This is a genomic window from Sporosarcina sp. NPDC096371 (genome assembly GCF_044762865.1).
GTDB lineage: Bacteria > Bacillota > Bacilli > Bacillales_A > Planococcaceae > Sporosarcina.
Genome location: NZ_JBIWFE010000003.1, coordinates 472,443 through 494,936 on the forward strand (window position 1 = coordinate 472,443; position 22,494 = coordinate 494,936).

At 41.9% G+C, this 22,494-nt stretch carries 18 protein-coding genes and 1 pseudogene; 9 read left to right on the forward strand and 10 right to left on the reverse strand.

Features of this window, described 5'->3' with window-relative positions:
• The first annotated feature begins 124 nt into the window (after positions 1-124).
• Positions 125-1,108 carry a zinc-binding dehydrogenase gene (locus ACIQ0H_RS10970; RefSeq protein ID WP_403414536.1) on the forward strand — a complete coding sequence of 328 codons (984 nt, stop codon included), beginning with the start codon at positions 125-127 and terminating at the stop codon, positions 1,106-1,108.
• Positions 1,109-1,264: 156 nt separating this feature from the next.
• Positions 1,265-2,944: a formate--tetrahydrofolate ligase gene (locus ACIQ0H_RS10975; RefSeq protein ID WP_403414251.1), complete on the forward strand. Its 1,680-nt coding sequence runs from the start codon at positions 1,265-1,267 to the stop codon at positions 2,942-2,944.
• Between the two features lie 38 nt (positions 2,945-2,982).
• On the opposite strand, the gene ACIQ0H_RS10980 is transcribed toward ACIQ0H_RS10975, so the two are convergent.
• Positions 2,983-4,680, reverse strand: a complete 1,698-nt coding sequence (locus tag ACIQ0H_RS10980; protein WP_403414254.1) for a M3 family oligoendopeptidase — start codon at positions 4,678-4,680, stop codon at positions 2,983-2,985.
• Positions 4,681-4,897: 217 nt separating this feature from the next.
• Between ACIQ0H_RS10980 and ACIQ0H_RS10985 the strand changes: the two genes are divergently transcribed.
• Positions 4,898-5,182: a DUF6509 family protein gene (locus ACIQ0H_RS10985; RefSeq protein ID WP_403414257.1), complete on the forward strand. Its 285-nt coding sequence runs from the start codon at positions 4,898-4,900 to the stop codon at positions 5,180-5,182.
• A 182-nt stretch (positions 5,183-5,364) separates the two neighbouring features.
• On the forward strand, positions 5,365-6,348 hold the full coding sequence (locus ACIQ0H_RS10990) for an NAD(P)/FAD-dependent oxidoreductase (protein WP_403414260.1): 984 nt from the start codon (positions 5,365-5,367) through the stop codon (positions 6,346-6,348).
• Between the two features lie 61 nt (positions 6,349-6,409).
• Here ACIQ0H_RS10990 and ACIQ0H_RS10995 read toward each other — a convergent pair.
• From ACIQ0H_RS10995 to ACIQ0H_RS11010, 4 genes and pseudogenes are all read right to left on the reverse strand, one after another.
• Positions 6,410-7,773: pseudogene (locus ACIQ0H_RS10995) on the reverse strand (IS3 family transposase).
• Between the two features lie 70 nt (positions 7,774-7,843).
• Positions 7,844-8,950: a DUF1648 domain-containing protein gene (locus ACIQ0H_RS11000; RefSeq protein ID WP_403414262.1), complete on the reverse strand. Its 1,107-nt coding sequence runs from the start codon at positions 8,948-8,950 to the stop codon at positions 7,844-7,846.
• A 3-nt stretch (positions 8,951-8,953) separates the two neighbouring features.
• The gene (locus ACIQ0H_RS11005; RefSeq protein WP_403414264.1) at positions 8,954-9,337 is read right to left on the reverse strand and encodes a GntR family transcriptional regulator; all 384 of its coding nucleotides are present in this window, start codon (positions 9,335-9,337) and stop codon (positions 8,954-8,956) included.
• Between the two features lie 136 nt (positions 9,338-9,473).
• Entirely contained in the window at positions 9,474-10,982 is a 1,509-nt protein-coding gene (locus ACIQ0H_RS11010) for a polysaccharide deacetylase family protein (RefSeq protein WP_403414267.1), read from the reverse strand.
• A gap of 405 nt (positions 10,983-11,387) precedes the next feature.
• Between ACIQ0H_RS11010 and trhO the strand changes: the two genes are divergently transcribed.
• From trhO to ACIQ0H_RS11025, 3 genes are all read left to right on the forward strand, one after another.
• On the forward strand, positions 11,388-12,362 hold the full coding sequence (gene trhO, locus ACIQ0H_RS11015) for an oxygen-dependent tRNA uridine(34) hydroxylase TrhO (RefSeq protein WP_403414269.1): 975 nt from the start codon (positions 11,388-11,390) through the stop codon (positions 12,360-12,362).
• Positions 12,363-12,517: 155 nt separating this feature from the next.
• A complete protein-coding gene (locus tag ACIQ0H_RS11020) occupies positions 12,518-12,838 on the forward strand; it encodes a hypothetical protein (protein ID WP_403414271.1) in 321 nt (106 codons plus the stop codon).
• 342 nt (positions 12,839-13,180) lie between these two features.
• Positions 13,181-17,617: a LamG-like jellyroll fold domain-containing protein gene (locus ACIQ0H_RS11025; RefSeq protein WP_403414273.1), complete on the forward strand. Its 4,437-nt coding sequence runs from the start codon at positions 13,181-13,183 to the stop codon at positions 17,615-17,617.
• Between the two features lie 200 nt (positions 17,618-17,817).
• On the opposite strand, the gene ACIQ0H_RS11030 is transcribed toward ACIQ0H_RS11025, so the two are convergent.
• A complete protein-coding gene (locus ACIQ0H_RS11030; protein WP_403414275.1) occupies positions 17,818-18,144 on the reverse strand; it encodes a hypothetical protein in 327 nt (108 codons plus the stop codon).
• 314 nt (positions 18,145-18,458) lie between these two features.
• Positions 18,459-18,704 carry a hypothetical protein gene (locus ACIQ0H_RS11035; RefSeq protein WP_403414276.1) on the reverse strand — a complete coding sequence of 82 codons (246 nt, stop codon included), beginning with the start codon at positions 18,702-18,704 and terminating at the stop codon, positions 18,459-18,461.
• 175 nt (positions 18,705-18,879) lie between these two features.
• Here ACIQ0H_RS11035 and ACIQ0H_RS11040 point away from each other — a divergent pair, with 175 nt between their 5' ends.
• Positions 18,880-20,028 (forward strand): thiolase family protein, encoded by a 1,149-nt coding sequence (locus ACIQ0H_RS11040; RefSeq protein WP_403414279.1) that lies wholly within the window; start codon positions 18,880-18,882, stop codon positions 20,026-20,028.
• A gap of 94 nt (positions 20,029-20,122) precedes the next feature.
• A complete protein-coding gene (locus ACIQ0H_RS11045; protein ID WP_403414281.1) occupies positions 20,123-21,271 on the forward strand; it encodes an acyl-CoA dehydrogenase family protein in 1,149 nt (382 codons plus the stop codon).
• Positions 21,272-21,328: 57 nt separating this feature from the next.
• Here ACIQ0H_RS11045 and ACIQ0H_RS11050 read toward each other — a convergent pair whose 3' ends face one another.
• The 3 genes from ACIQ0H_RS11050 to ACIQ0H_RS11060 are packed head-to-tail and all read right to left on the reverse strand — an operon-like array spanning position 21,329 to position 22,491.
• Positions 21,329-21,784: a hypothetical protein gene (locus tag ACIQ0H_RS11050; RefSeq protein ID WP_403414284.1), complete on the reverse strand. Its 456-nt coding sequence runs from the start codon at positions 21,782-21,784 to the stop codon at positions 21,329-21,331.
• Positions 21,785-21,805: 21 nt separating this feature from the next.
• Positions 21,806-22,288: a hypothetical protein gene (locus tag ACIQ0H_RS11055; protein WP_403414286.1), complete on the reverse strand. Its 483-nt coding sequence runs from the start codon at positions 22,286-22,288 to the stop codon at positions 21,806-21,808.
• The gene (locus tag ACIQ0H_RS11060) at positions 22,285-22,491 is read right to left on the reverse strand and encodes a helix-turn-helix transcriptional regulator (protein WP_403414289.1); all 207 of its coding nucleotides are present in this window, start codon (positions 22,489-22,491) and stop codon (positions 22,285-22,287) included. The genes ACIQ0H_RS11055 and ACIQ0H_RS11060 overlap by 4 nt, the downstream gene beginning before the upstream one ends.
• Positions 22,492-22,494: the final 3 nt, after the last annotated feature.

Below are 22,494 nucleotides of genomic sequence, written 5' to 3' on the forward strand. Positions count from 1 at the left end.
GTGCTTTTTGCGTTTTTTTCGTCAACTAGTCGTTTGCAGAAAGCGTGAAACTATCAATGCGTTCATGTTATGATAGAATTATGTGAAAATGAAGAACCTTTGATTGTAAGAAGGGATGATGAACGTGAAAGCATTTGTCCATGAAGCTGGGAAGTTGAAAATTAGTGAAATGCAAGAGCCGATTGCGGAAACTGGAGAAGTCGTTATTACCATTCGTTCGGCTGGTTTGAACCGTCGCGATCTGTATATACCTGCTCGCAGAGGAGAGGCGGCTGAAGCCTTGGTGCTAGGTTCGGATGGGGCGGGTGTGATCGAGGCAATAGGTGAAGGGGTAACCGCTTTTAGCGTTGGGGATGAAGTCATTATTAATCCCGCGCTTCGTTGGTATGATAATAGTGATGCGCCGCCAGAGGGGTTTGATATATTAGGTATGCCTGATCATGGGACGTTCGCAGAGAAAATAGCTATTTCAGCGGAGCAGATCGAAAAGAAACCTGCCCATTTAACGTGGGACGAGGCGGCTGTGTTGCCGCTCGCCGGTTTGACAGGCTACCGTGCTTTATTTACCAAAGGGGGATTACGGGCAGGGGATACGGTTTTCATCCCAGGCGCGGGCAGTGGTGTGGCAACTTATCTAATTGCATTTGCTAAAAACAGTGGGGCGCGCGTGATTGTCACGTCACGTAGTGAAGAAAAACGGAAACAGGCTCTTGAACTTGGAGCAGATATTGCACTAGATACAGCAAGTGATTGGCAACAAGAATTAGCAGATGAAACGGTTGACTTAGTGATTGAAAGTGTCGGACGGGCAACATTCAATCGTTCACTAAGTGTGTTGAAAAAAGGTGGACGTATAGTTGTCTTTGGGGCGACAACGGATGATACAATCGATTTGGATTTACGGGCATTTTTCTATGGACAATACCAATTATTAGGTTCGACGATGGGGAGCAGGGAAGAGTTACGTGATATGGTGGCGCATGTTGAACGATACAAAACGCACCCAGTTGTCGACACAGTATTCAATTTAGATGATGCATTGTCGGCATTTGACTATGTTGAAGATAGTAAGCAGTTCGGAAAAGTGGCGTTACGAATTAGTGAGTAACAAAAGGGTTTGCTGATAGAGGTTGGATAAATGGATTTGAAGGAATTCGGTATTGTGAGAAATGCAGTATAAAACCGTCATGTGAATGTCAGAAAAAGCGACCTATACTAACATGCAAATACGTTATACTATATACACAGAAAGGTGGGGGTAGTTGTGACAGAAGAAGTGATTCCGTTGACGGATCTAGAAATCGCATCAAAAGCGGTGATGAAATCGATTTGGACAATTGCGGAAAAAGCGGGCATTCCAGAAGAAGCGGTTGAGCCATATGGTAGGTTTAAAGCAAAAATCGATGTAGCGAAATTATCTGCAGAGAACAAGAATGGAAAAGTGGTTCTTGTTACCGCGATTAGCCCAACGCCGGCAGGGGAAGGTAAGTCAACTGTTACAGTTGGACTGGCTGATGCACTTTCAAGACTAGGTGAAAAGGCGATGATTGCATTACGAGAGCCTTCACTTGGTCCGGTCATGGGGATGAAAGGTGGAGCGACAGGTGGTGGTTATGCACAAGTGTTACCAATGGAAGAGATCAATTTGCATTTCAACGGTGATATACATGCCATTACAACGGCAAATAATGCGCTGAGTGCGATGATTGATAACCATCTTCATCGTGGCAATGACCTTAAAATTGACCCACGGAGAATTACTTGGAAACGTGTGCTAGATATGAATGACCGGGCATTGCGTCATGTGACTGTCGGACTTGGGGGACCAACGCAAGGGGTTCCGAGAGAAGACGGCTTTGACATTACTGTTGCCTCCGAGATTATGGCTGTATTTTGTTTAGCGACAAGTTTAACTGATTTAAAAGAGCGGATAGCACGTATTGTCATCGGTTATACATATGACAAGGAAGCTGTGACCGTCCGTGATCTTGGCGTGCAAGGGGCATTAACACTGTTACTAAAAGAGGCGTTTAAACCTAATTTGGTTCAGACGATTGAAGGAACTCCAGCTATGATTCATGGTGGACCATTTGCCAATATTGCGCATGGCTGCAATTCGCTGATGGCGACAAATACGGCACGTAAACTAGCCGATATTGTAGTCACAGAAGCGGGCTTTGGAGCTGATCTAGGCGCCGAGAAATTTATGAATATTAAAGCGCGTCAAGGAAATTTTGCACCAGATGCAATTGTCATTGTCGCGACGGTACGTGCACTAAAAATGCATGGCGGTGTGCCGAAAAATCAGCTGAAAAAAGAGAATATCCAGGCAGTAAAAGAGGGTATGAAGAACTTGGCGAAACATATCGATACCGTGCTCGCATTTGGCGTACAGCCTGTGGTTGCGCTCAATCGCTTTATTTCGGACTCGCCGGGTGAACTTAACGTGATTCGTGAATGGTGCGAAGCAAATTCAATTCGCGTGGCATTGACAGATGTATGGGAGCAGGGCGGTGAAGGTGGTCTGGCATTAGCCAAGGAAGTGATTAGGTTGTTGAATGAACCCAACAATTTTGCGCCGCTTTATCATGTGGAACAATCTGTACGCGAGAAAATTACGACGATTGTTCAAAAAGTATACGGTGGGAAAGGTATTCATTTAACTGATCATGCACTTAAAAATTTGAAGGATATTGAAAGCAATGGCTGGGATGTCCTACCAATTTGTATGGCGAAAACACAATATTCGTTTTCTGATGATCCACAGAAATTGGGTCGACCAGAAGACTTTACAATTACAATCCGAGAAATTATACCGAAACTAGGTGCTGGATTCCTTGTTTGTTTAACAGGTGATATTATGACCATGCCAGGTTTGCCGAAAACACCGGCTGCCCTTGGGATGGACGTCGATGCTGATGGCAACGCTGTTGGCTTGATGTAAATGTAAAACAGACCGCCATTTGGCGGTCTGTTTTACGTTTACAGTGCTTTATCATCGATAGAATCGAGCCATGACTCAATGGAGCCAATAACGGACTCTACACAACCTTCTTCGAATGGTGAGATCAAGTTCGCTTCAGCAACAAGTTTTGTAAATGATTTCGATCCGCCGAGCGTGCAAAGGTGTAAATAATCCTTCCAAGCGGCTTCGTGGTCTTCACGTGAACGTTTCCAAAATTGGAACGCACAAATTTGCGCCAACGTATAGTCGATGTAATAGAATGGGCTTGCGTAAATATGCGCTTGGCGTTGCCAAACAGCACCTGATTCCAAGTATTCGATGCCATCGTAATCACGCATTGGTAAATACGTTTGTTCAATCTGTTTCCAAGCTGCTTTGCGTTCAGCTGGTGTCATATGTGGATTTTCATAGACCACATGCTGGAATTCATCAACTGCGACGCCATATGGTAAAAAGAGTAGTGCATCACTTAGGTGTGCAAACTTGTACTTATCCGTCTGTTCTTTGAAGAAAAGTTCCATCCAAGGCCATGTGAAAAACTCCATACTCATGGAATGGATTTCCGCACCTTCGTATGTTGGCCACATATATTCTGGAATGCCGATGTTACGACTAGAATACACTTGGAATGCATGTCCTGCTTCGTGTGTCAATACATCAATATCCCCGGATGTACCATTGAAATTGGAGAAAATGAACGGTGAATCGTAGTCATCGATGAATGTACAATAGCCGCCCGCTTCTTTCCCTTTCTTCGCTTCAACGTCCAGTAAATTTTTGTCCGTCATAAACTGGAAGAACGTATCTGTTTCAGGTGACAGTTCGGCATACATCTTTTTGCCGTTTTCAATGATCCATTCAGGAGGGCCTTGTGGTGTCGCATTGCCCGTTAGGAAATTAAGAGACTGATCATAAAACTTTAGTTGCGAGACGCCAATTCGTTCCGCCTGACGTGTATAAAGACGACTGGCAAGTGGAACGATATTATCTCGTACTTGATCTCGGAATTTCTTAACCATGTCCGCATCATAGTCAATTCGGTTCATGCGTACATAGCCGAGTTCAACATAGTTTTTATAACCAAGCGTTGTTGCAATTTCATGGCGTAGTTTAACGAGGTCATCGTAGATGGCATCGAATTTATCACCATTATCAGCATAGAACTTATAAGACGCTTCCATAGCTGACTTACGAATGGAACGATCTGTCGATTCCGCATAAGGTCCCATTTGGGCAAGTGTTAACGTTTCACCGTTAAATTCAATTTGTGCGGATGCAACGAGTTTAGAGTAGTCGGAAGATAATTTGTTTTCTTTTTGTAGTAGTTCAACAATTTCCGGTGCAAAGGATTTGATGGAATTATCGGCTAGCGCAAATAATTGGCTACCCCATTTTTCTTCGAGTTCAGCCCTAAAGGGAGTCGAAACGAGTTCCTTATAATAAGCGGTTTCAAGTTCTTGATACTCGGGTCCAATCTCATCGAAATAATCGCGCTCTTTTTGATAGAACTCATCATTGGTATCAATGGAAGCACGGATATAGACTAAATTGGCTTGCGTTGAGTAATTGTTACCGATTGCATTAATTTTTTCCATTACATCGTTTTGCAGTTCGTAAGAGCTTGCAGACCGGAATTCTTGAAGTAAGACTTCAAATTCCTTTTTCAACGTACCCATATCGGGTTTTGTGTATTGATAGTCTTCAAATTTTAACATCCAGATTCCCCCTGAATCTTTACTAGTGAAATACTTCACTGTTTCTATTGTTCACGAAGTTCGGAAATATTGCAAAAGAAATCTGTTGAGATTGGAAAACTTTCTATCGAAAAAGAGCCCATTGCATCATTTTCTCTGTGAATGGGGTATGATGGGGAGTAGTGTACGAAGTGTGCATGTTTAAGTGAAAAATAGTAAGCGAGAGGTTGTTGGTACTATGGTAATTAATGAACATATTGTCGATGAAATGCTTGATCCGACTGGAATTATTACGGGGGAGCGTTATCAATTTAGACTATACCTTACTTTAGATGAAGAAGATGAGTTGTATGCTGAAGGTGGAACTGGACTTCGCGTCATTTTTGCAGTCGATGGAGATGAAGAGAGAATTGCATCGTATCATTTTTTTGAACGTGCATCTGAAAAAGTTCTTGATTTTGAATTAGAGGACGACGAAAAAGAAATCGTGCTTGCATTTTGTAAAGAGAATGTAGGAAAATAAAAGTAGAAAAAACCTGTACATCAAATTGTACAGGTTTTTCTATACGTGGTATTCGCGGGTTTATTTTACAAACCAAAAACATATTATGTGTTTTTTGTGGTGAATTAGTAGATAATGAGTGAAGTGGATGAACAGCTTTTTCATCCAGACAAAATTGAAAACTATAACAGGAGTGTTTGCATATGAATAATGAAATCGTCGATATCACAATCATCGGGGGAGGACCCACTGGCCTTTTCTCATCATTCTACGCGGGAATGCGGGAAATGTCAGTTAAGATCATTGACAGCTTGCCACAGCTTGGCGGTCAGCTCATTGAACTATATCCCGATAAGTACATATATGATGTAGGTGGATTCCCGAAAGTTCTTGCGAAGGATTTCGTTGCGAATCTAGTGACACAAGCACATTATGCAAAGCCGGAGATTATTTTAGGCGAGACAGCACTATCGGTAACACGCGATGGTGATCACTTCATCCTACAAACGGATAAAGGCGTGCATTTGACACGTACCATTTTATTAACAGCTGGTATTGGAGCATTCCAACCCCGAAAAATTGGTTTGAAAGAAGAAGTGGACTTCGAAGGAACGACACTACATTACGGCATTAAGGATTTAACGATTTTTAAAGATCAAAACGTAGTCGTTTGTGGTGGAGGAGATTCGGCAGTAGACTGGTCGCTTATGCTCGAAGATATCGCTGCAAGCGTTACCCTGGTTCACCGTCGTGAACGTTTCACGGCGCATGAAACAAGCGTCAATCAACTGATGGAATCAAAAGTGACTGTTAAAACGTCACGTGCTGTGAAAGCGATTGAAGGGGAAAATGGAGCAATTAGTGGTGTTCTTTTGGCCGATAAAGAAGGCGCAGAAGAACGATTGAATGCCGACCATGTCATCGTTAACTACGGTAATATTTCGTCGCTTGGACCGTTAAAAGAGTGGGGTCTGGAAATGGACCGCAACTCGATTTTGGTGAACACACGTATGGAGACGAATATCGAAGGTATTTACGCGGCGGGCGATATTACGAACTATGATGGCAAAGTGAAATTGATAGCAGTTGGACTAGGAGAGGCGCCGATTGCAGTAAACCATGCGAAATCGCATATCGATCCAAAAGCAAGAGTGCAACCTCTTCATAGTACGAGCGTCTTTAACTAAATAGCTAGAAAAGAAAAAAAGCCGCGAAGATGAACTGACCCAATAAAGTTAGACAAATATTTTAAGCAGCCTCTAAGATCTGAGTTCGGTATTCTACCGGGCTCAGGTCTTTTAGTTTCGCCTTCATGCGCTTGTGATTGTAGTACTCAATATATTCTTCTAATTCCTCTTCGAAGTGCGCCATGCTCTCAAACTCCTGTAAATAAAGCAGTTCTGACTTTAATAAGCCAAAGAAATTTTCGATGACTGCATTATCCAAGCAGTTGCCCTTACGGGACATACTTTGCGTTATCTGGTGCTATTGTAATGTTTTTTGATATTTTCTCATCTGATAATGCCAGCCTTGATCAGAATGAAGAATGACTTCATCTCCTGGTTGAAGGCGCTGAACAGCTTCTTCTAACATATCACCTACAAGTTGATAGGCCGGTCGATTCATGACTTTATATGCGAGGATTTCACTATTGCACAAATCAAGAACAGGTGACAAATAACGTTTTTCTCCAAAGAGATGGAATTCAGTTACGTCTGTTACCCATTTTTGATTCATTTTATCTGCCTTAAAATCACGTTGTAATACATTGGGAGCGATATTTCCGATGTTTCCTTTATAAGAACGATACTTCTTCATACGGACCATACATTTTAAGCCGATTTCATTCATCAAGCGATTAATGGTCTTTGGATCATGCGTAAAGCCGCATTTCTTTAGTTCTTTTGTGATACGACGATAACCATATCTACCCTTATGTTCGTTAAAAATATGCTTGATCGCTTCTTTAACCGATTCATATTTATCGATTGGATCCAATCGGTTTTCCCAGTAGTAATATGTGCTGCGTGGAATGCCCGCGACTTTAACTAAATCCACGATCTCGTATTGTTCCTTTAGTTCAAAAATTACTTGCGCTTTGATTTTGTTTGTAATTTTTCTTGTAACTGAACTAAAGCGTTCAACTTTTTTAAATAAGCATTTTCCATTTCCAGATGTTCGATTTTCGCTTGTAAGGCTTCTACCGAGCCTTCAGCTGGGATTGATTTTTCTACTTCCACTTTCTTCACTTCTTTTTTCATGGATGGACGTCCCTTTTTCTTTGGTTCTAGTGCGTCCGATCCTCCTGTCTTAAGCAGTTGCTTCCACTGATAGACGATACTAGGGGAAGAAATATTAAACGTGCTTGCTGTTTCTCGAAGAGACGCACCTGTTTCGTTCATAAAATTGAGTACGTCTAGTTTAAACTCAGATGAGTAGCTTGTATAGCCTTTCTTAAAACCTTTTTCTCCTTGTGCTTCAAATAATTTTACCCACGTAATGACCAGAGATCTAGCTGCGCCAATACTTTTTGCAATGGTTTTATAGCTTTCTTTTCCAGTTAAATAGCGTTCCACCGCTTGTAATTTAACTTCTACTGTATATTTAGACATAAAAACACCCCGTAAATGTTAGTTGGTGTCTAACATTTACGGGGCAGTTCAAAGATGCGGCTTTTTTCTTTTACAATAGGAAAGTAATGACCAAGATTAACACTAATGGACCGATTAAGATGAGATAGCCAAGGGGTTGCCCGAAGTTAACGGTCCAACCGACACCAAATCTTTTTTCGACGAAAATGGATGGGTCGTTTTTGTTGACGTAAAAAACACCCATTTTCCAGTATTGATCGTCATCGACTGCTGTGATTCCAGGTACAGTGTCGTCTTCAAATGACACATCGATCCGTGAACCACTTTGGCCGATTTTAAACGCATAGACCGCAGTGGCAAGAAGGATGATTAAGAGAAAACCAAGGGGCAAAGCGAACAGAATGGCCGCGTTGCCAAGACCTTCGTGAATGGTCGTCAAGTGTAGGAATCCCATAAGAATCGTGATAAGTATGCTCGTCATGAATAAAAACCAACTTGTATATTTCCTGAATGATAACTGCTGAACTTGCGATGTTTTCCCTTTTGCAGGATTCAAACGAATGCCAGACCGTTTTGTGAATACGTTCGTCCCAAGCATCATTCCTTGAATAACGAGCAGAATGAGAGGTAAGGCGATGACGGAAAAGGGAGTTTTAGGACTGAAAGCATCGGGTTGCCCATTTGGTCCCCAGTGTGTCGGAATCATATCGGGCATAATGCCATATTGTGTGGCGGTATAGACAATCAGTCCGATTGTGATCAGCATTGGTAAGGCATAAAGATAGCTAGGAAGCATTTCATCTTTTGTTCGTACGGCTAAGTCTGCAATCCGTACTTGTTTCAAATCTGCGCCCCAGTCATTGATGCGTTTCAGGTGTGTCGTTTTGGCATGAAAATATAAGTAAAGGGCCATGTTTAGAAAAAGGATACCAAATTGAATGGCTAATCCCATTAAGACGATCTTTTCTTCGGATAAAGTGCTACCGTTCGCCCAAATGGCATAGCCGATAAGCGACAGAATGCCGATAATTAGGATGATTGATGAATACATTTTTTTATAAGATGCGACCATGGGATTATCTGTATGGCCTTCCGGAATGGTGACACCGAATGCAATGTTTTTTCTTAGTAAAAATGGCGTCGCAGACTGTATAACGACAATGAAAGCGATAATGATTAGAAAAATGATGAGCGTCATTTTCTATTCCCCCTTAATGTCCAAAATGATTGATGAGGCAAGTGTTAATAAATCTTCTTTTTTCATCCCCAATACAATCGCCTCGGCAAGTATCGGTTTTAATTCCTCCGAGATGCGTTCATAATGATCTTCACGAATTCCGTCTACTACAGGCGGGTTAATAATCGCCCCCGATTTCGGTACAATTTGGATGATCCCTTTCTTTTCTAGTGCATGATACGCCTTGTTAACTGTATGCATATTCATACCAAGATCTGCCGCAAGTGAGCGGACTGAAGGCAAAGCATCTCCACCTACCAGTTCTTTGCGGGCAATCAGTTCTATCAGCTGATTGGTCAATTGCGTATAAATCGGTACATCCGAAGAAGGCTCTATTTGAATAAACATGGTGATACCTCCTAACTGTTCTAATAGTATTATAACAAAGTTGTTCTAGTTTGTATAGAATAGAAAACGGATTTTCATTGTGATTACATAGGAAAATCCCTTGAATGAACACTTGCTGTTCATTCAAGGGATTTGGTTATTGCTGCATCTCTGAAACGGTCACAAATGTATAGCCTTCACTCTGTAAATAAGCAAGAACGGCGTCAAGTCCGTCAGCTGTTGATTGGTGGATATCATGCATAAGAATGATACTGCCGTCTTTTGTCGCGTTTTTAACATTTTCAAGCAATTTAATTGGATCTCGGTGTTTCCAATCGAGTGTATCGACATCCCATAGGACGACAGGTAAGTCTGTTTGGCTGCGGACAGTTTGGTTCACTGCACCGTATGGCGGTCTGAAAGCAGTTGCTTTCGTTCCAGTTACCTCTTCAATCATGGAGGATGTGCGATTTATCTCATTACGTATTTTTTCACCATCTGCCTTTGTTAAATCAGGATGGTTCCAAGTATGGTTGCCAAGTTCATGACCTGCATCTTTTACATGTTTAGCAATTTCGGGGTAGTATTCGACCCGACTCCCAAGCATGAAAAACGTAGCTTTGGCGTTGTACTTTTCCAACGTTTCAAGAATTTGCATCGTTGATTTTGGGTCAGGTCCGTCATCAAATGTCAGCGCAACCTTTTTCACACCATTTTCAGGTGTGGAGGTTTCGTCGGAATCTGTATCAACGTTCTCTTGCTCTTCTTTGTCAGTTGGAGGTTCAGAACCATCGGAAGTTGTATCATCGTCCGGATTTTCGATAACTGAATCATCGCCTTGCTCTTGGTCAGGTGTATCTATTTTTAGCTTAAAGTCATCTGCAAGTAAGTCGTTGACATCACTAAGTGCGATCGCCACAATTGGTGGTCCAGCCGCTCCTGCTGTAAAGTCCTCTTCATTGAAATAAAAAATGATAGAATCTTCGGTTAGGGCGAAGTTTTTATAATTGTCCCAAATAGGTGCTGTATGTAGATGAAGTTCTTCAGGGAATAGATGCTCTTTCAAAGCGACATCAGTATAGAGATGGTTTCTTACTAAAGTTGAAACTTTCGCAAGACGACTTTCATCAGATCCGAAAACATCTTCAATGGAAAAGACCTCTCCCGTTTCGGGATTCAAATGGAAGGAACGAATTTCCGTTGAGCCGTTTTCCCCACCTATAAAACTATCCTTTACGATCACAAAAGAATAGTTTCCAGAATGATGCGAAAGAGTTTCGAAAGAAATATTCAATTCTCCTTTATGATTAGTAGACTGTTCTCTATTCTTTTCGAGCGCAGTTAAGTAGCTTTGCTTTGCTTGTGAAATATAAGCAGAAATAGCGTCGTTGAACGTATTGTGTGAGCTTTGTGGATATTGAATGGCGAATGGAGAATATGTATCATTCGATGTCTCTGTAATAATTTTGATGCCTGGATAACTAGAGTCAATCGTATCGACGACTACAGGAGTTGGGGCGGCAGCTTGCGTTTTAGGGGGCGAAGCAATCTCACTTTTATTATTTAGAGAGATTAAATAAATGGCGGCCACCGTTAGTGCGATGATGGCGAATGAAAACGTAATGTCAATCCATGTGGAACGGCGCTTGCGATCTGATCTTTTCATGTTGAAGGCTCCTTTAAGTGGTTGTTAAAAATTAGACGGGTGAATCTAGTAAATAGTTTCAAGAATCTTTTGGAATTATGTCGATTGGTAGCGAGAAACATATTCTCTTAGTATACATGAAAGGTAGCGATAGACCAATGATAGACTTGTATTGGAAAGTATTAACTTTTTTGTTTGGGAGGAGTGGATGGTGTTCAACTTTAAAGGGTTTGTGAAGAAGTTTTGACAATCATTACGCAACGTGTTTTCAACAAAGGAAATCTCTTTTTCCCATTGCAAACATATGGTACAATAGCATCGTCCCGGATTGTGCAAATACGGGCATCTTTTGTATGTTTACACGAAATACCGATCCGGTTGTTGACTTATAACATGCAATTATAAAAAAACAAGGTGGTTGGAAAATTGGAAAAAAGTAATTATCGGGTCCTTCTATACTATAAGTACGTACCTGTCGAAGACCCAGAAACATTTGCTGTCGAACATTTGAATGCTTGTAAAGAAATCGGATTAAAAGGTCGTATTTTAGTTGGTAATGAGGGTATTAACGGTACATGTTCGGGGACAATTGAACAGACGGATGCCTACATGAACTTATTGAAACAGGATGAACGTTTTGCAGATATGGTTATTAAAATTGACGAAGCGGAAGGACATGCATTCAAGAAAATGCATGTGCGTGCACGTCAAGAAATCGTTAACTTGAGCCTCGAAGAAGATATCAATCCAAATGAGCTGACTGGTAAACGACTAAGCCCTGAAGAGTGGTTTGAAAAAATGCAAGAAGAAGATACAATCATCATCGATGCTCGCAATGACTATGAGTTCGATTTAGGCCACTTCCGTGGCGCTGTACGTCCTGATATCGAAAACTTCCGCGATTTACCGGAGTGGATGCGAGACAATAAAGAGCAATTCGAAGGAAAGAAAATTCTGACGTATTGCACTGGCGGTATTCGTTGTGAAAAATTCTCTGGATGGCTTGTTCGTGAAGGATACGAGGATGTTTCTCAATTGCACGGTGGAATTGCCACATACGGTAAAGATCCTGTCGCAAAAGGTCAGCTATGGGATGGACAAATGTACGTCTTTGATGAGCGTATTGCTGTTCCTATCAATCAAGTAGAGCAAGTCATCGTTGGACGTGATCATTTTGATGGGACGCCATGCGAACGCTATGTGAACTGTGCGAACCCAGAATGTAATGCGAAAATTATTTCTTCTGAAGAAAATGAGCATTTGTATATGCGTAGTTGTTCAGATGAATGCCGCACGCATCCGCGCAATCGTTATTTTGTAGAACATAATATGACCGTCGAGGAATATGACGAGCGTCTTAAGGCGATTGAACAGCGTAAAAATGAAACACCAGTATCTTAACTACAAAACGACTGAACAGAGAGTATTCTCTGTTCAGTCGTTTTTTTTATTTTCGTCAAGATTATCGGGTATCTAAATCCGTCTCATTTGTTCCTATACTTGGAATACGACGTTGTTGCAGAATTTATGAATGAACCTTGGGGGAGTAGAGTCACTTGAAAACCCCTCTTCAGGATATATATGAAATCGTTGGCAGCAATGCAAAATGTTCATTTGATCCGGAGAGAAGTGAACAAGGAATTGATTTTGTGGAAGTATATCCAGAACGTACTTTTAAAGGGGGAAATAGGTCGAAAAGTGGTATATCCGTTCCAGTCCCTCCCCGCAAAGCCCCAGAAATCGCAAATAAAGCCGGCCCCCCTCCGGATGCCCTGACTATGAAAAATGATATAAATTTTGAAAGGGCTTTCAAAAATAGGTTTTTAGACTCTGTGAACCTCTTGTTATATTGGGTATTGTTACCAGTGCGGGAATGAATATCTAATTCGCATGTTACTGACTCGATCAGGCAGGGCGGCACTTGGTAATGGGGATCTCCCTGTTGCTTAAGTGTTGTCCTGCTTTTTTTGGGTCGAGGCTATGGGTACGGCTCTGCTGGCATTCTCCTAAAAACCCTGAGAGCCGGAGCACCTTGGAGCCTGAAGTTCATCCCTGATTGTTCAAAATGATAACAAGAGAGGTGGTTAAGTTGGCAAAAAGTAAAGCGTTAAAGGCTGTTGTTTCAGTTTGTTTGGTATCCGGGTTATTGGGCATTTGATTACGCTAATCAAAAGGAAAGTTGTAAAATAATCGCTTTCCAATATTAAAGGAGGATTCACATGAGATTATTGGGGAAAAAGTCAAAGTCATTAATGGCAATCATGATGTCAATGGGGATGTTAGTTTCATTATTGCCACCTAGCTTTACTGTACAAGCGACTCCCCGGGCAATTATTGAGGATACGGAGTTTAAAATTGCTTCGTATAATATTGCAGCTAAGGGAGGCAGCACAAAAGCAATTGGTGAACTGATCAAAGCTGAGGATATCGACATAGTTGGATTCCAGGAGGTGGATAAAAACACTGGAAGAAATCAGAAAGATATGTTAAAGGAAATCGCGGATGAAGCAGGCTATGACTACTACTTCCGTAAGAGCATCGACTACTCTGGTGGCGAGTACGGCAATGGTATGGTTGCTAAATCTGACTTTGCTAACGAGAATGGTGCTGACCTGGATGCAGGTGGCTATGAAGGCCGTGGCTGGCAACGTGCTGAAGTGAGTGTTGGAGATAAAACGGTTGCCGTATATAATACTCATCTAACTTGGGAGGACCACAGCATTCGTGCTGAGCAGATGAAAGATGTGTTAGACGTAATGGAAGCAGATAAGACTGAATACAAAGTGCTGACTGGTGACTTTAATGCACAGGAAAGCAATGATGAGTTCGATGTTTATCTGCGCAATTACAACATTGCAAATGGTAAGGATGGTAAATGGTTAGATACCTACATTCCATTCGATGCGTCTATGAAAACAAATGCTATTGATAATATTATTACGACACGTAATATTGAAATTAAAGAAGTAGAGGCGTATAAGGCAGATGGGATTGGATCTGACCACAAAGTTCTCGTTGCAACTTATAAGTTATTAAAAGAGGAACAAACATCTACTCAACTGTTGGACAAACAGATCAAAAAGGCAAATAATCTTCTGAAGATGACAGATCGTTATACCGAAGAAACGCTGGCAACTCTAGCAGGTGCTGTGAAAGCAGCAGAGGATTCTAATAGAGATACGCAGGATGCGGTAAACAAAGCAGTTGATGCTCTAAATACTGCTATTGCTGGTTTGCAGAAAATTCCTGCTAAACCTAGTGAACCAGTTGCGTGGTGGGATTTCGACGGTGATGAACCACTGAAGGATAAAACTGGACGCGGCAACAATGGTGTGAAAAAAGGCACTGTATCCTTTGTCCTAGGTCTAGAGAATCTGGGCAATGCCCTATCCACTAAGGACGGTTATGTGTCTGTTGCTAAGGCAACTGACGATTTGAAATTGGGCACTGAAGATTTTTCAGTGGGATTCTGGTATAAGGCATCTAACCCAGGTTCATGGGCTGCAGTTCTTGGTGACAAAAACTGGAGCAGCGGTGCAAATCCTGGTATGGCAGTTGTTCAGGGACAAGGGCAGTTCTACACTACATTCGCTGCAAACGGCCAAGGACAGCAGGAAAATATTGTTGGTGGTACTGCTGGCAAGGTTTATGACGGCAAATGGCACTACATTGCAGCTGTTCTGGACAGAGATGAAGAGAGCAGGCTGTTTGTGGATGGCAAGATGATTGCATCTACTTCAATTGCATCTACTGCTGATAAGGATGCAACTGTTTCTAACCCATTCAACATTGGTGCTGATGGGAACGGGGGATACCGCATTGACTCTCTTATTGATGATGTAAAGGTGTATCGTTCTGTTCTGTCTCAGGAAGAGATTGAGGCTGAATACCTGCTCAACCATGACAAGTCTGCAGCTGCTACTGATGAAATGGTTAAGAAGACTGAAGACTACCTGAAAGATTTAGTTATTGATCCTAATGAAGTGGAAAAGTTACCTACTTTTGAATCTGAAGACGGTAAGATAATTTCTAAAATCTTTAGTAGCGAGAACGACCTGATTATTGATGATAAGGGGAATGTTCTTCGTCAACCATTAGTCGACAAGGAGGTTCAGATAACCTACATTGTTCAGGAAAATAGAGAAGATGTTGCCTATGACGAAGGTTCTTTGGTTCAGAACAAGTGGATCACTGTCAAAGGTAAAAATACTACTGGAACAAACAAGATGCCAAAGGTTGTTCCAACTATGCAGGAATGGTCCGGCGCTAACGAAGGAGCGTTCTCTTTCAAAAAGAATAGCCGTATTGTAGTTGCAGCAAAAGAGAAGGATGCACTCAAAAGAGCTGCTGAAATCACTAAGAGCGATATCAAAGAACTGTTTGGACTAGATGTGGAGATTGTTTCCGGCACTCCTAAGGCCGGTGATATTGTCTTAACCTTTGAAAAAGGCGATAAGAAGCTAGGAGAACAGGGATATATACTGGAGATTGGCGATTATATTACAATCCGAGGAACAGAGTATAGAGGTGTATTCTTCGGTACTAGAAGTGTGCTTCAGGGCATGCTTACATCAGGCGACAAGACTATTGCCTATGGTACTGCTGTGGATTACCCTAACTATCCTATCCGTAAGTTCATGTTGGATATTGGACGTAAATACTTCCCGATGTGGTACCTAGAAGATTTGGTGAAATACGCATCATGGCTGAAGCTTACAGACTTCCAGTCCCACCTCAGTGAGGATACATTCAACGACTATTCAGCATTCCGTTTGGAATCTAATATTCCTCATTTGACAAGCACTGACGGATATTACACTAAAGAAGAGTACCGTAACTTTCAGAAACATGCGGGCGACTATGGCATACGCGTAATTACTGAAATCGACGGACCTGCTCATTCTCGCCGTTTCATTGAGCTTGGCGAGTATGAAGATGCTCCTGAAAAATACAAGAATTTAGGTCTAGATGGCACTCACTTCAATCTCAGTGAAAAAGGAGGCGCACGTGAGCGTGTCTTAAATTTGATGGGTGAGGTTCTGGAAGAGTATCTAGGCGGGGATAACCCTGTTATTACCACTGATGCATTCAATATCGGTATGGATGAATACTTTGGTAATCAGGATGACCTTCGTGCTTATGCTGTTAATATGTACGATAAGGTAGTTAACAAGTACAACAAAACTGCGTTTGCTTGGGACTCTAACGCTTCTCTAGCAAATGAAAGATATCCAAAGAAAATGTATCCAATGGATGATATTGTAATAGACTACTGGAAATGGGAAGAAGTTTCTGGTGGTTTGAAAAAACTGATGGATCAGGGATACAAGGTTGTTAATGGAGACCATCGCTGGTACATTGTTCCAGGTGCGCAGATTGGTTTCTACGACTATGCGAAAGAAGAACGTCTCTACAATGAACTGAGTGCTGGAAATATGGTTGGATGGTATGGAAACGGAACTATCTTCCCAGAAGGTCACCCAAATATTGCTGGTGGTACTATGTTACTTTGGAATGACCGTGGAATGTTTGCAGGTTACACTGTAAACGACATCTTTGCAAGACAACGTTCTCAGTACCCATACCTAGCTCAGAGTTACTGGTATGGTCGCGAGGATGAAACTTTTGAAGAGTTCAAAGGAAAAGTTGACACTATCGAAGTTGGACCAGGATTAGATAACTTATACAAGGACATCGATTCTGATGGTGAAGTTGTTTACAACTTCGACATGGAAGAATTGAAGGGTACAAATCTAAAGGATCAGTCTGGTAATGGTTATAACGCAACTGTTAAAGGTGCAAAGTTGACGGATGGTCCCAATGGAAAACAACTTACATTTAATGGTAATGGATATATTAAAGCTCAACACAAGGCTCTAAAATGGCCTTACACAGCTATGTTCGACTTGACTATTGACGAAAATCAAACTGGGGACATCGTTCTTTTCGAAGAAGTGATGCCTAAACAAGCTGTAGGTCAGGAAACACGTGTTATTATTATGAAGGAACAGGCGGATGGAACGTATCGTCTGACTTATTCACGCGAGAACTTTAATTTCGAACACAACTTTACATTTAAGAAGGGACAACCTTACCGTATTGCATTCTCTTCTGATGAATCTAAGCCAAGTGGTGGCGAATTTGCTAAATGGAATCAACCTAATACTCTCCATGTCAATGGTAAATTAGTATCTACTTTACAAGGTCCTAAGAAACCTGAAGGCTTCAACGGAACATGGTGGGTGGATTCTCCATCTATGAACATGCCTCTAGAAAAGATTGGTCAGAATCTAGTAGGAAGCTTGGATAACTTCAATTTATACAATCGCCTACTGACAAACGAAGAAATTGCAGAATTAGGTGGTAACAGTCAAACCGTAACCGTTGCGGATTTGTTGAAACTAGTTGAAGAGTTTGAGAAAGCGGGAGAATTCACCAATGGTACTACCGCTCGTTCCCTACAAGTCCACTTGACTGCCGTAAATCGTTATGAGCAGACAGGGGCAATGGACAAGTTTGTGAAGCATTTGAAAGGCTTTAAAGAATTACTCGCTACTTTACATGGAAGTAAGCTGATTTCTGACAAGGCATTTACGGATTTAATTGCCTATACGGATGATTTGCTCAATCAGGATAACCCAGAGGAAGGTAAATGAATCAGCTACACAAGAAGGAATGGATACAGCTGTGGATGGACTGCGAAGTACAGAGTGTATATTTTGACTTTCTTTGTTCTGCACCCATAAAAGAGTCGTGAGTGAAGATGATGTAATGATAACAGAAAAAACAAGCGAGCCGCCTGCTGATGTATATGCGGGCGAATCGCTTGTTTTTTCGAACTTAATTATCGACTTTATTATTTAAGTAGTCTAAGCCTTTGATATGAGCAAAACGCTTCTACATCGGATGAATGCAAAAAGCGTAGTTTTTCTAGTTCCTCTTCCCACAATTTTAAGTGGGTGTCTATGTCTTTTAAATCTAAATATGCTTTAGGCGCTTCCTCGATTGGCATTTCGAATAGTTCTGTCGCAATGGATTCAAATTTCATGCTGTAGCCGTGCACCTTCCCGTCAACAGGACCTGTTCGTATTATTCCTGCAGCTATAAATAGTGTTCGTTGCCCATCATCGTCTTTATATACATTTTTGGTACGTGTATATGCGTACTCTATACCATCATTCATTTGCTACACATCACTTTCTCATTCCGGGTTATTATCAGTTCATTTCTTTATTTCTAGGTGTATTGTTTCGGAAAATATTCTACTGGATACATAACCACCTAGTTCTCTCCTAGATAATATCGGGATGAAATATTGAAAGTTAAGATGCTATTCCCTGTACTCAACCACGGATGTATAAGCAATTGAGAGAAATACCGCTAATTCTCTTATCGGGCTTTTAGTACAACTTTCAATAACCTTTTTCAACTATTATTTCTAATTTCGCATCTCATTCGTAGTGATGTTGTCACCTATACCACCTTAAGAGTTTATGCTTATTTAACGCTAACCCTCCCCCCTAACTTCTCACGAATAGCAACCTCCACAAATTCACTCATGGTCATTTGTTCTTGTTTTGCGACGAACTGCAGTGTATCTAGCATGGTACTCGGCAAGTCGAATGTAGTACGTCTTGTGCCGCTTATCAGCTGCCATTGGCTGTCTGTTTGGACTACTTCCCCTTCTATGATGAACGAGTTGATTTGACTCTCTGAGAGTGTTTGGGGAGCTGCTATAGGCAATTGTATCGAACCACTTTTAATTGACAATGCTATGTAATTTTCAAAGTCTCTTAATCTGATGTTTTCAATCCCCCACACTTGGTAGAAGTTTTGAGCAAAGCAGGAATTAGTCTACTACAAATCGAACAGTGGAAAGAACAAGACGATAGGGTCATTCGAAGGGGTGGGATGGATCATGACGGAAGTGGTAATTGTAGAAGGGGTACGTACTGCTATTGGACGTAGAAAAGGAATGCTCGCAAGCTTTAGGCCGGATGAATTAGCGGCGATTGTGCTAGAAGAGGTTGTTGTGCGTGCTGGGGTTGCGAAAGAGGATGTGGAGGATGTCATATTAGGTTGCGTTACACAAACAGGTGAACAGGCGAGTAATATTGCCAGAACGGCACTACTGATTGCTGGTTTTCCCATTCAAGTGCCTGGCGTCACGATTGATCGACAATGCGGTTCAAGTCAACAAGCGGTTCATTTTGCATCACAAGCGATTGCTTCTGGTGATATGGATATCGTCATTGCGGGCGGCGTAGAAAATATGACAAGAGTGCCGATGATGTCAAATATAGGAGATGTCAAACCGAGTGCGAAACTGACGGAGAAATACGAGATTATTAACCAGGGGTTATCGTCGGAACGAATGGTCAAAAAGTGGGGATTGACGCGTGAAGCGTTGGATCGTTATGCAGTCGACAGCCATGTAAAAGCCTCGGCTGCCATTGACAAAGGTCATTTCAAGGCGGAAATTATCCCAATTGATATCCGGCAGGATGATGGTACAACAATCCGTTTTGACGTCGATGAAGGACCGCGACCTGGTACGACATTGGAGGTGCTCAGAGGATTAAAAACAGTTTTCGATGAACAGGGCGTCATTACTGCTGGTAATGCGAGTCAAATCAGTGACGGTGCATCAGCCGTGCTACTCATGTCCCGTGAAAAAGCGGACGAACTTGGATTGAAACCGAAAGCCCGTATCGTTGCGCGTAGTGTCACGGGATCAGATCCAACGCTTATGTTATCGGGCCCAATTGAAGCAACGAGAAAAGTATTGCAAAAAGCAGGGCTGACAATTGAAGAGATGGACACATACGAAGTGAATGAAGCCTTTGCACAAGTGCCGCTTGCCTGGCTACAAGACACTGGGGCAGATCCAGAAAAGTTGAACCCAGACGGAGGGGCTATTGCACTTGGACATCCTTTAGGCGCAACAGGAACGAAATTATTGATCACGCTAATGAATAGATTAGAACGAACGAGTGGCCGTTATGGCTTGCTGACAATTTGTGAAGGAATGGGAATGGCCAACGCAACGATCATTGAACGTCTTTGATTTACAAGCAGGTTGTAGTTGCTTATGCAATGTAAGAGTTACGAATTGCGGCAGTAGCTGGAACCACTCACTTTGTGAAGAAGGGGGTACTTCGTTGGCGAGATACAAATTTGAAACAGATGAGCATATTATGTTCCGGGATTCTTTAAGGAAGTTTCTACAAAAAGAGGCGTTTCCCAACTATGATAAATGGGAAAAAGAGCGCATAATTCCGATGTCATTTTGGAAAAAGCTTGGGGAGATGGGGTTCCTTTGTCCACAAGTGGATGATGCGTACGGTGGGCTTGGACTTGACTTCAGCTTTGGTGTCATTATTTCTGAGGAATTGGAAAGGGTAGGCACAAGTTTAGTGGGTGTCAGTTTGCATAATGATATTGTTGTGCCTTATATTGAGTCCTACGGGTCAGCGAATCAGAAGGAACGTTGGCTTCCGGGTTGTGTGTCTGCTGCTATAATTACAGGGATTGCTATGACAGAACCGGGGACGGGTTCCGACTTGGCCAATGTACAGACAACTGCTGTGCGTGACGGTGATCATTATGTCGTGAATGGACAAAAGACTTTCATCACAAATGGCATAAATGGCAATCTGTTCGTCGTCGTGGTGAAAACGGACCTACATGCTGAACCGAAATATCGAGGGATTAGCCTACTTGTCGTGGAGGAAGGGACGCCTGGGTTCACGAAAGGCCGCAAGCTCGACAAGGTGGGGCTCCATGCACAAGATACGGCAGAATTATATTTTGAGAATTGTCGTGTTCCCGCTACCAATCTGCTTGGTGAGGAGGGAAAAGGCTTCGGTTATCTGATGTCAAAACTTCAGCAGGAGAGGTTAGTCGTTGCCATTGCTGCACAAACCGCATCAGAGGAAATGCTCGAATCGACCATTGCTTATGTGAAATCTCGTCAAGCGTTTGGCAAAGCTATTTCTTCCTTCCAAAATACGCAGTTTAAAGTGGCAGAGATGGCCACGAAAATAGAGTTGGGAAAAGCGTTTTTAGAGACGTTGATTGAGGATCATATTGCTGGTAAAGATGTTGTGACAAAAGTGTCGATGGCGAAATACTGGCTAACCGAATCTGCGCAGGAAATTTCGACGGAATGTATGCGACTGCATGGTGGTTATGGATATATGGAGGAATACAAGATTGCTAGGCGTTATCGTGACATCCCTGTTTCCTCGATTTACGCTGGAACGAATGAGATTATGAAGGTAATCATTGCAAAGAATATGGGATTGTAGAATTGAATCGTATTCAAGGAAAAAGTGCCGGAGAAATGTGCTGGCGCTTTTATTGTTTCATTGTAAATAATGATGGCGATATGAAAAGTAATAAGCGATTAAACCGACAATCGGAATGGCGGCCACAAGCAAAAAGGTTAGTAAAAGTGGTAGTGCGCCTTCAGAAAGCATAGTCATTCCTAATAGTAATAAGGAAATTGGGGCAAAGACAAGAACAGCCGATAATGCATCTTTTGAAGCTTTTCCAGTCAGTTCCATTTCTCGCTCATCTTTTGAGCTTAATTCGGGTAAAACCATATCCTTCATGATGAATCTGCCATCTGGCTGACTTTTGCTATAACTATATTCACGAATTTGAATAATGAATAATACAATCCAAAAAGGCAGTGCAAGATAAAGGTTTGAACCTCTTAAATAGTCAGGGGTGCCTAAATGAAGTAAATTGAACGCAAACAGGCCAAGCGTGATGAAAAATAAAACCCTTAGTATTACCGCAACCGTTAAATTATTCATAGATACAGCCTCCTTCCCTTATTATTTAAATTGAAGTACCTTATACGTGATTAGATAGGTAAGTAGCCCGACAATTGGAATAGAGGCTGTCGTAAAGAGTGGATACCAAATATAGTCGACGAAATAATTGGGAATGTACATATAAGAGCCGATAATTAGAAATGCATAGAGTAGTAAAACGGCAAATGCCAAACTAACTGCTTTATGAGTGTTTTGCACGGCGCGTTCGTCGGATACATCATATTCCGGTGCTAAGAAAGCATTCATGACAGAGCGTTTGTTTTTCCAGACGCGAAAAAGTTGGATGAGATTTGCGATGACGAACAGGGCAGTGAAAGTCATTGCGATGTAGCCGGGCCACCGTGTAATATATACTTCAAATCCGTCTATAAAGCCCCGATCCATTTGGATAAATAATTGTTCAACCTTTAAGAAATCAAAAACCATGAATGCTAGTGATACAAGAAGCATAATTCTCAAAAACACCATAATGTACATGCTCATTTCTTTTCCCCCTCTTTCGAAAAAATCTCCTCAATCGGCATTTTAAACACTTCAGCAATATTCATCGCGAGTAGTAGGGAAGGCGTGTAACTGCCCTTTTCAAGCGATACAATCGTCTGCCGGGTCACTCCGACTTTGTCCGCCAAATCTCCTTGTGTCAAATTAAAACGCGCTCTCAATTCCTTTACACGATTTTTAAGCAAATG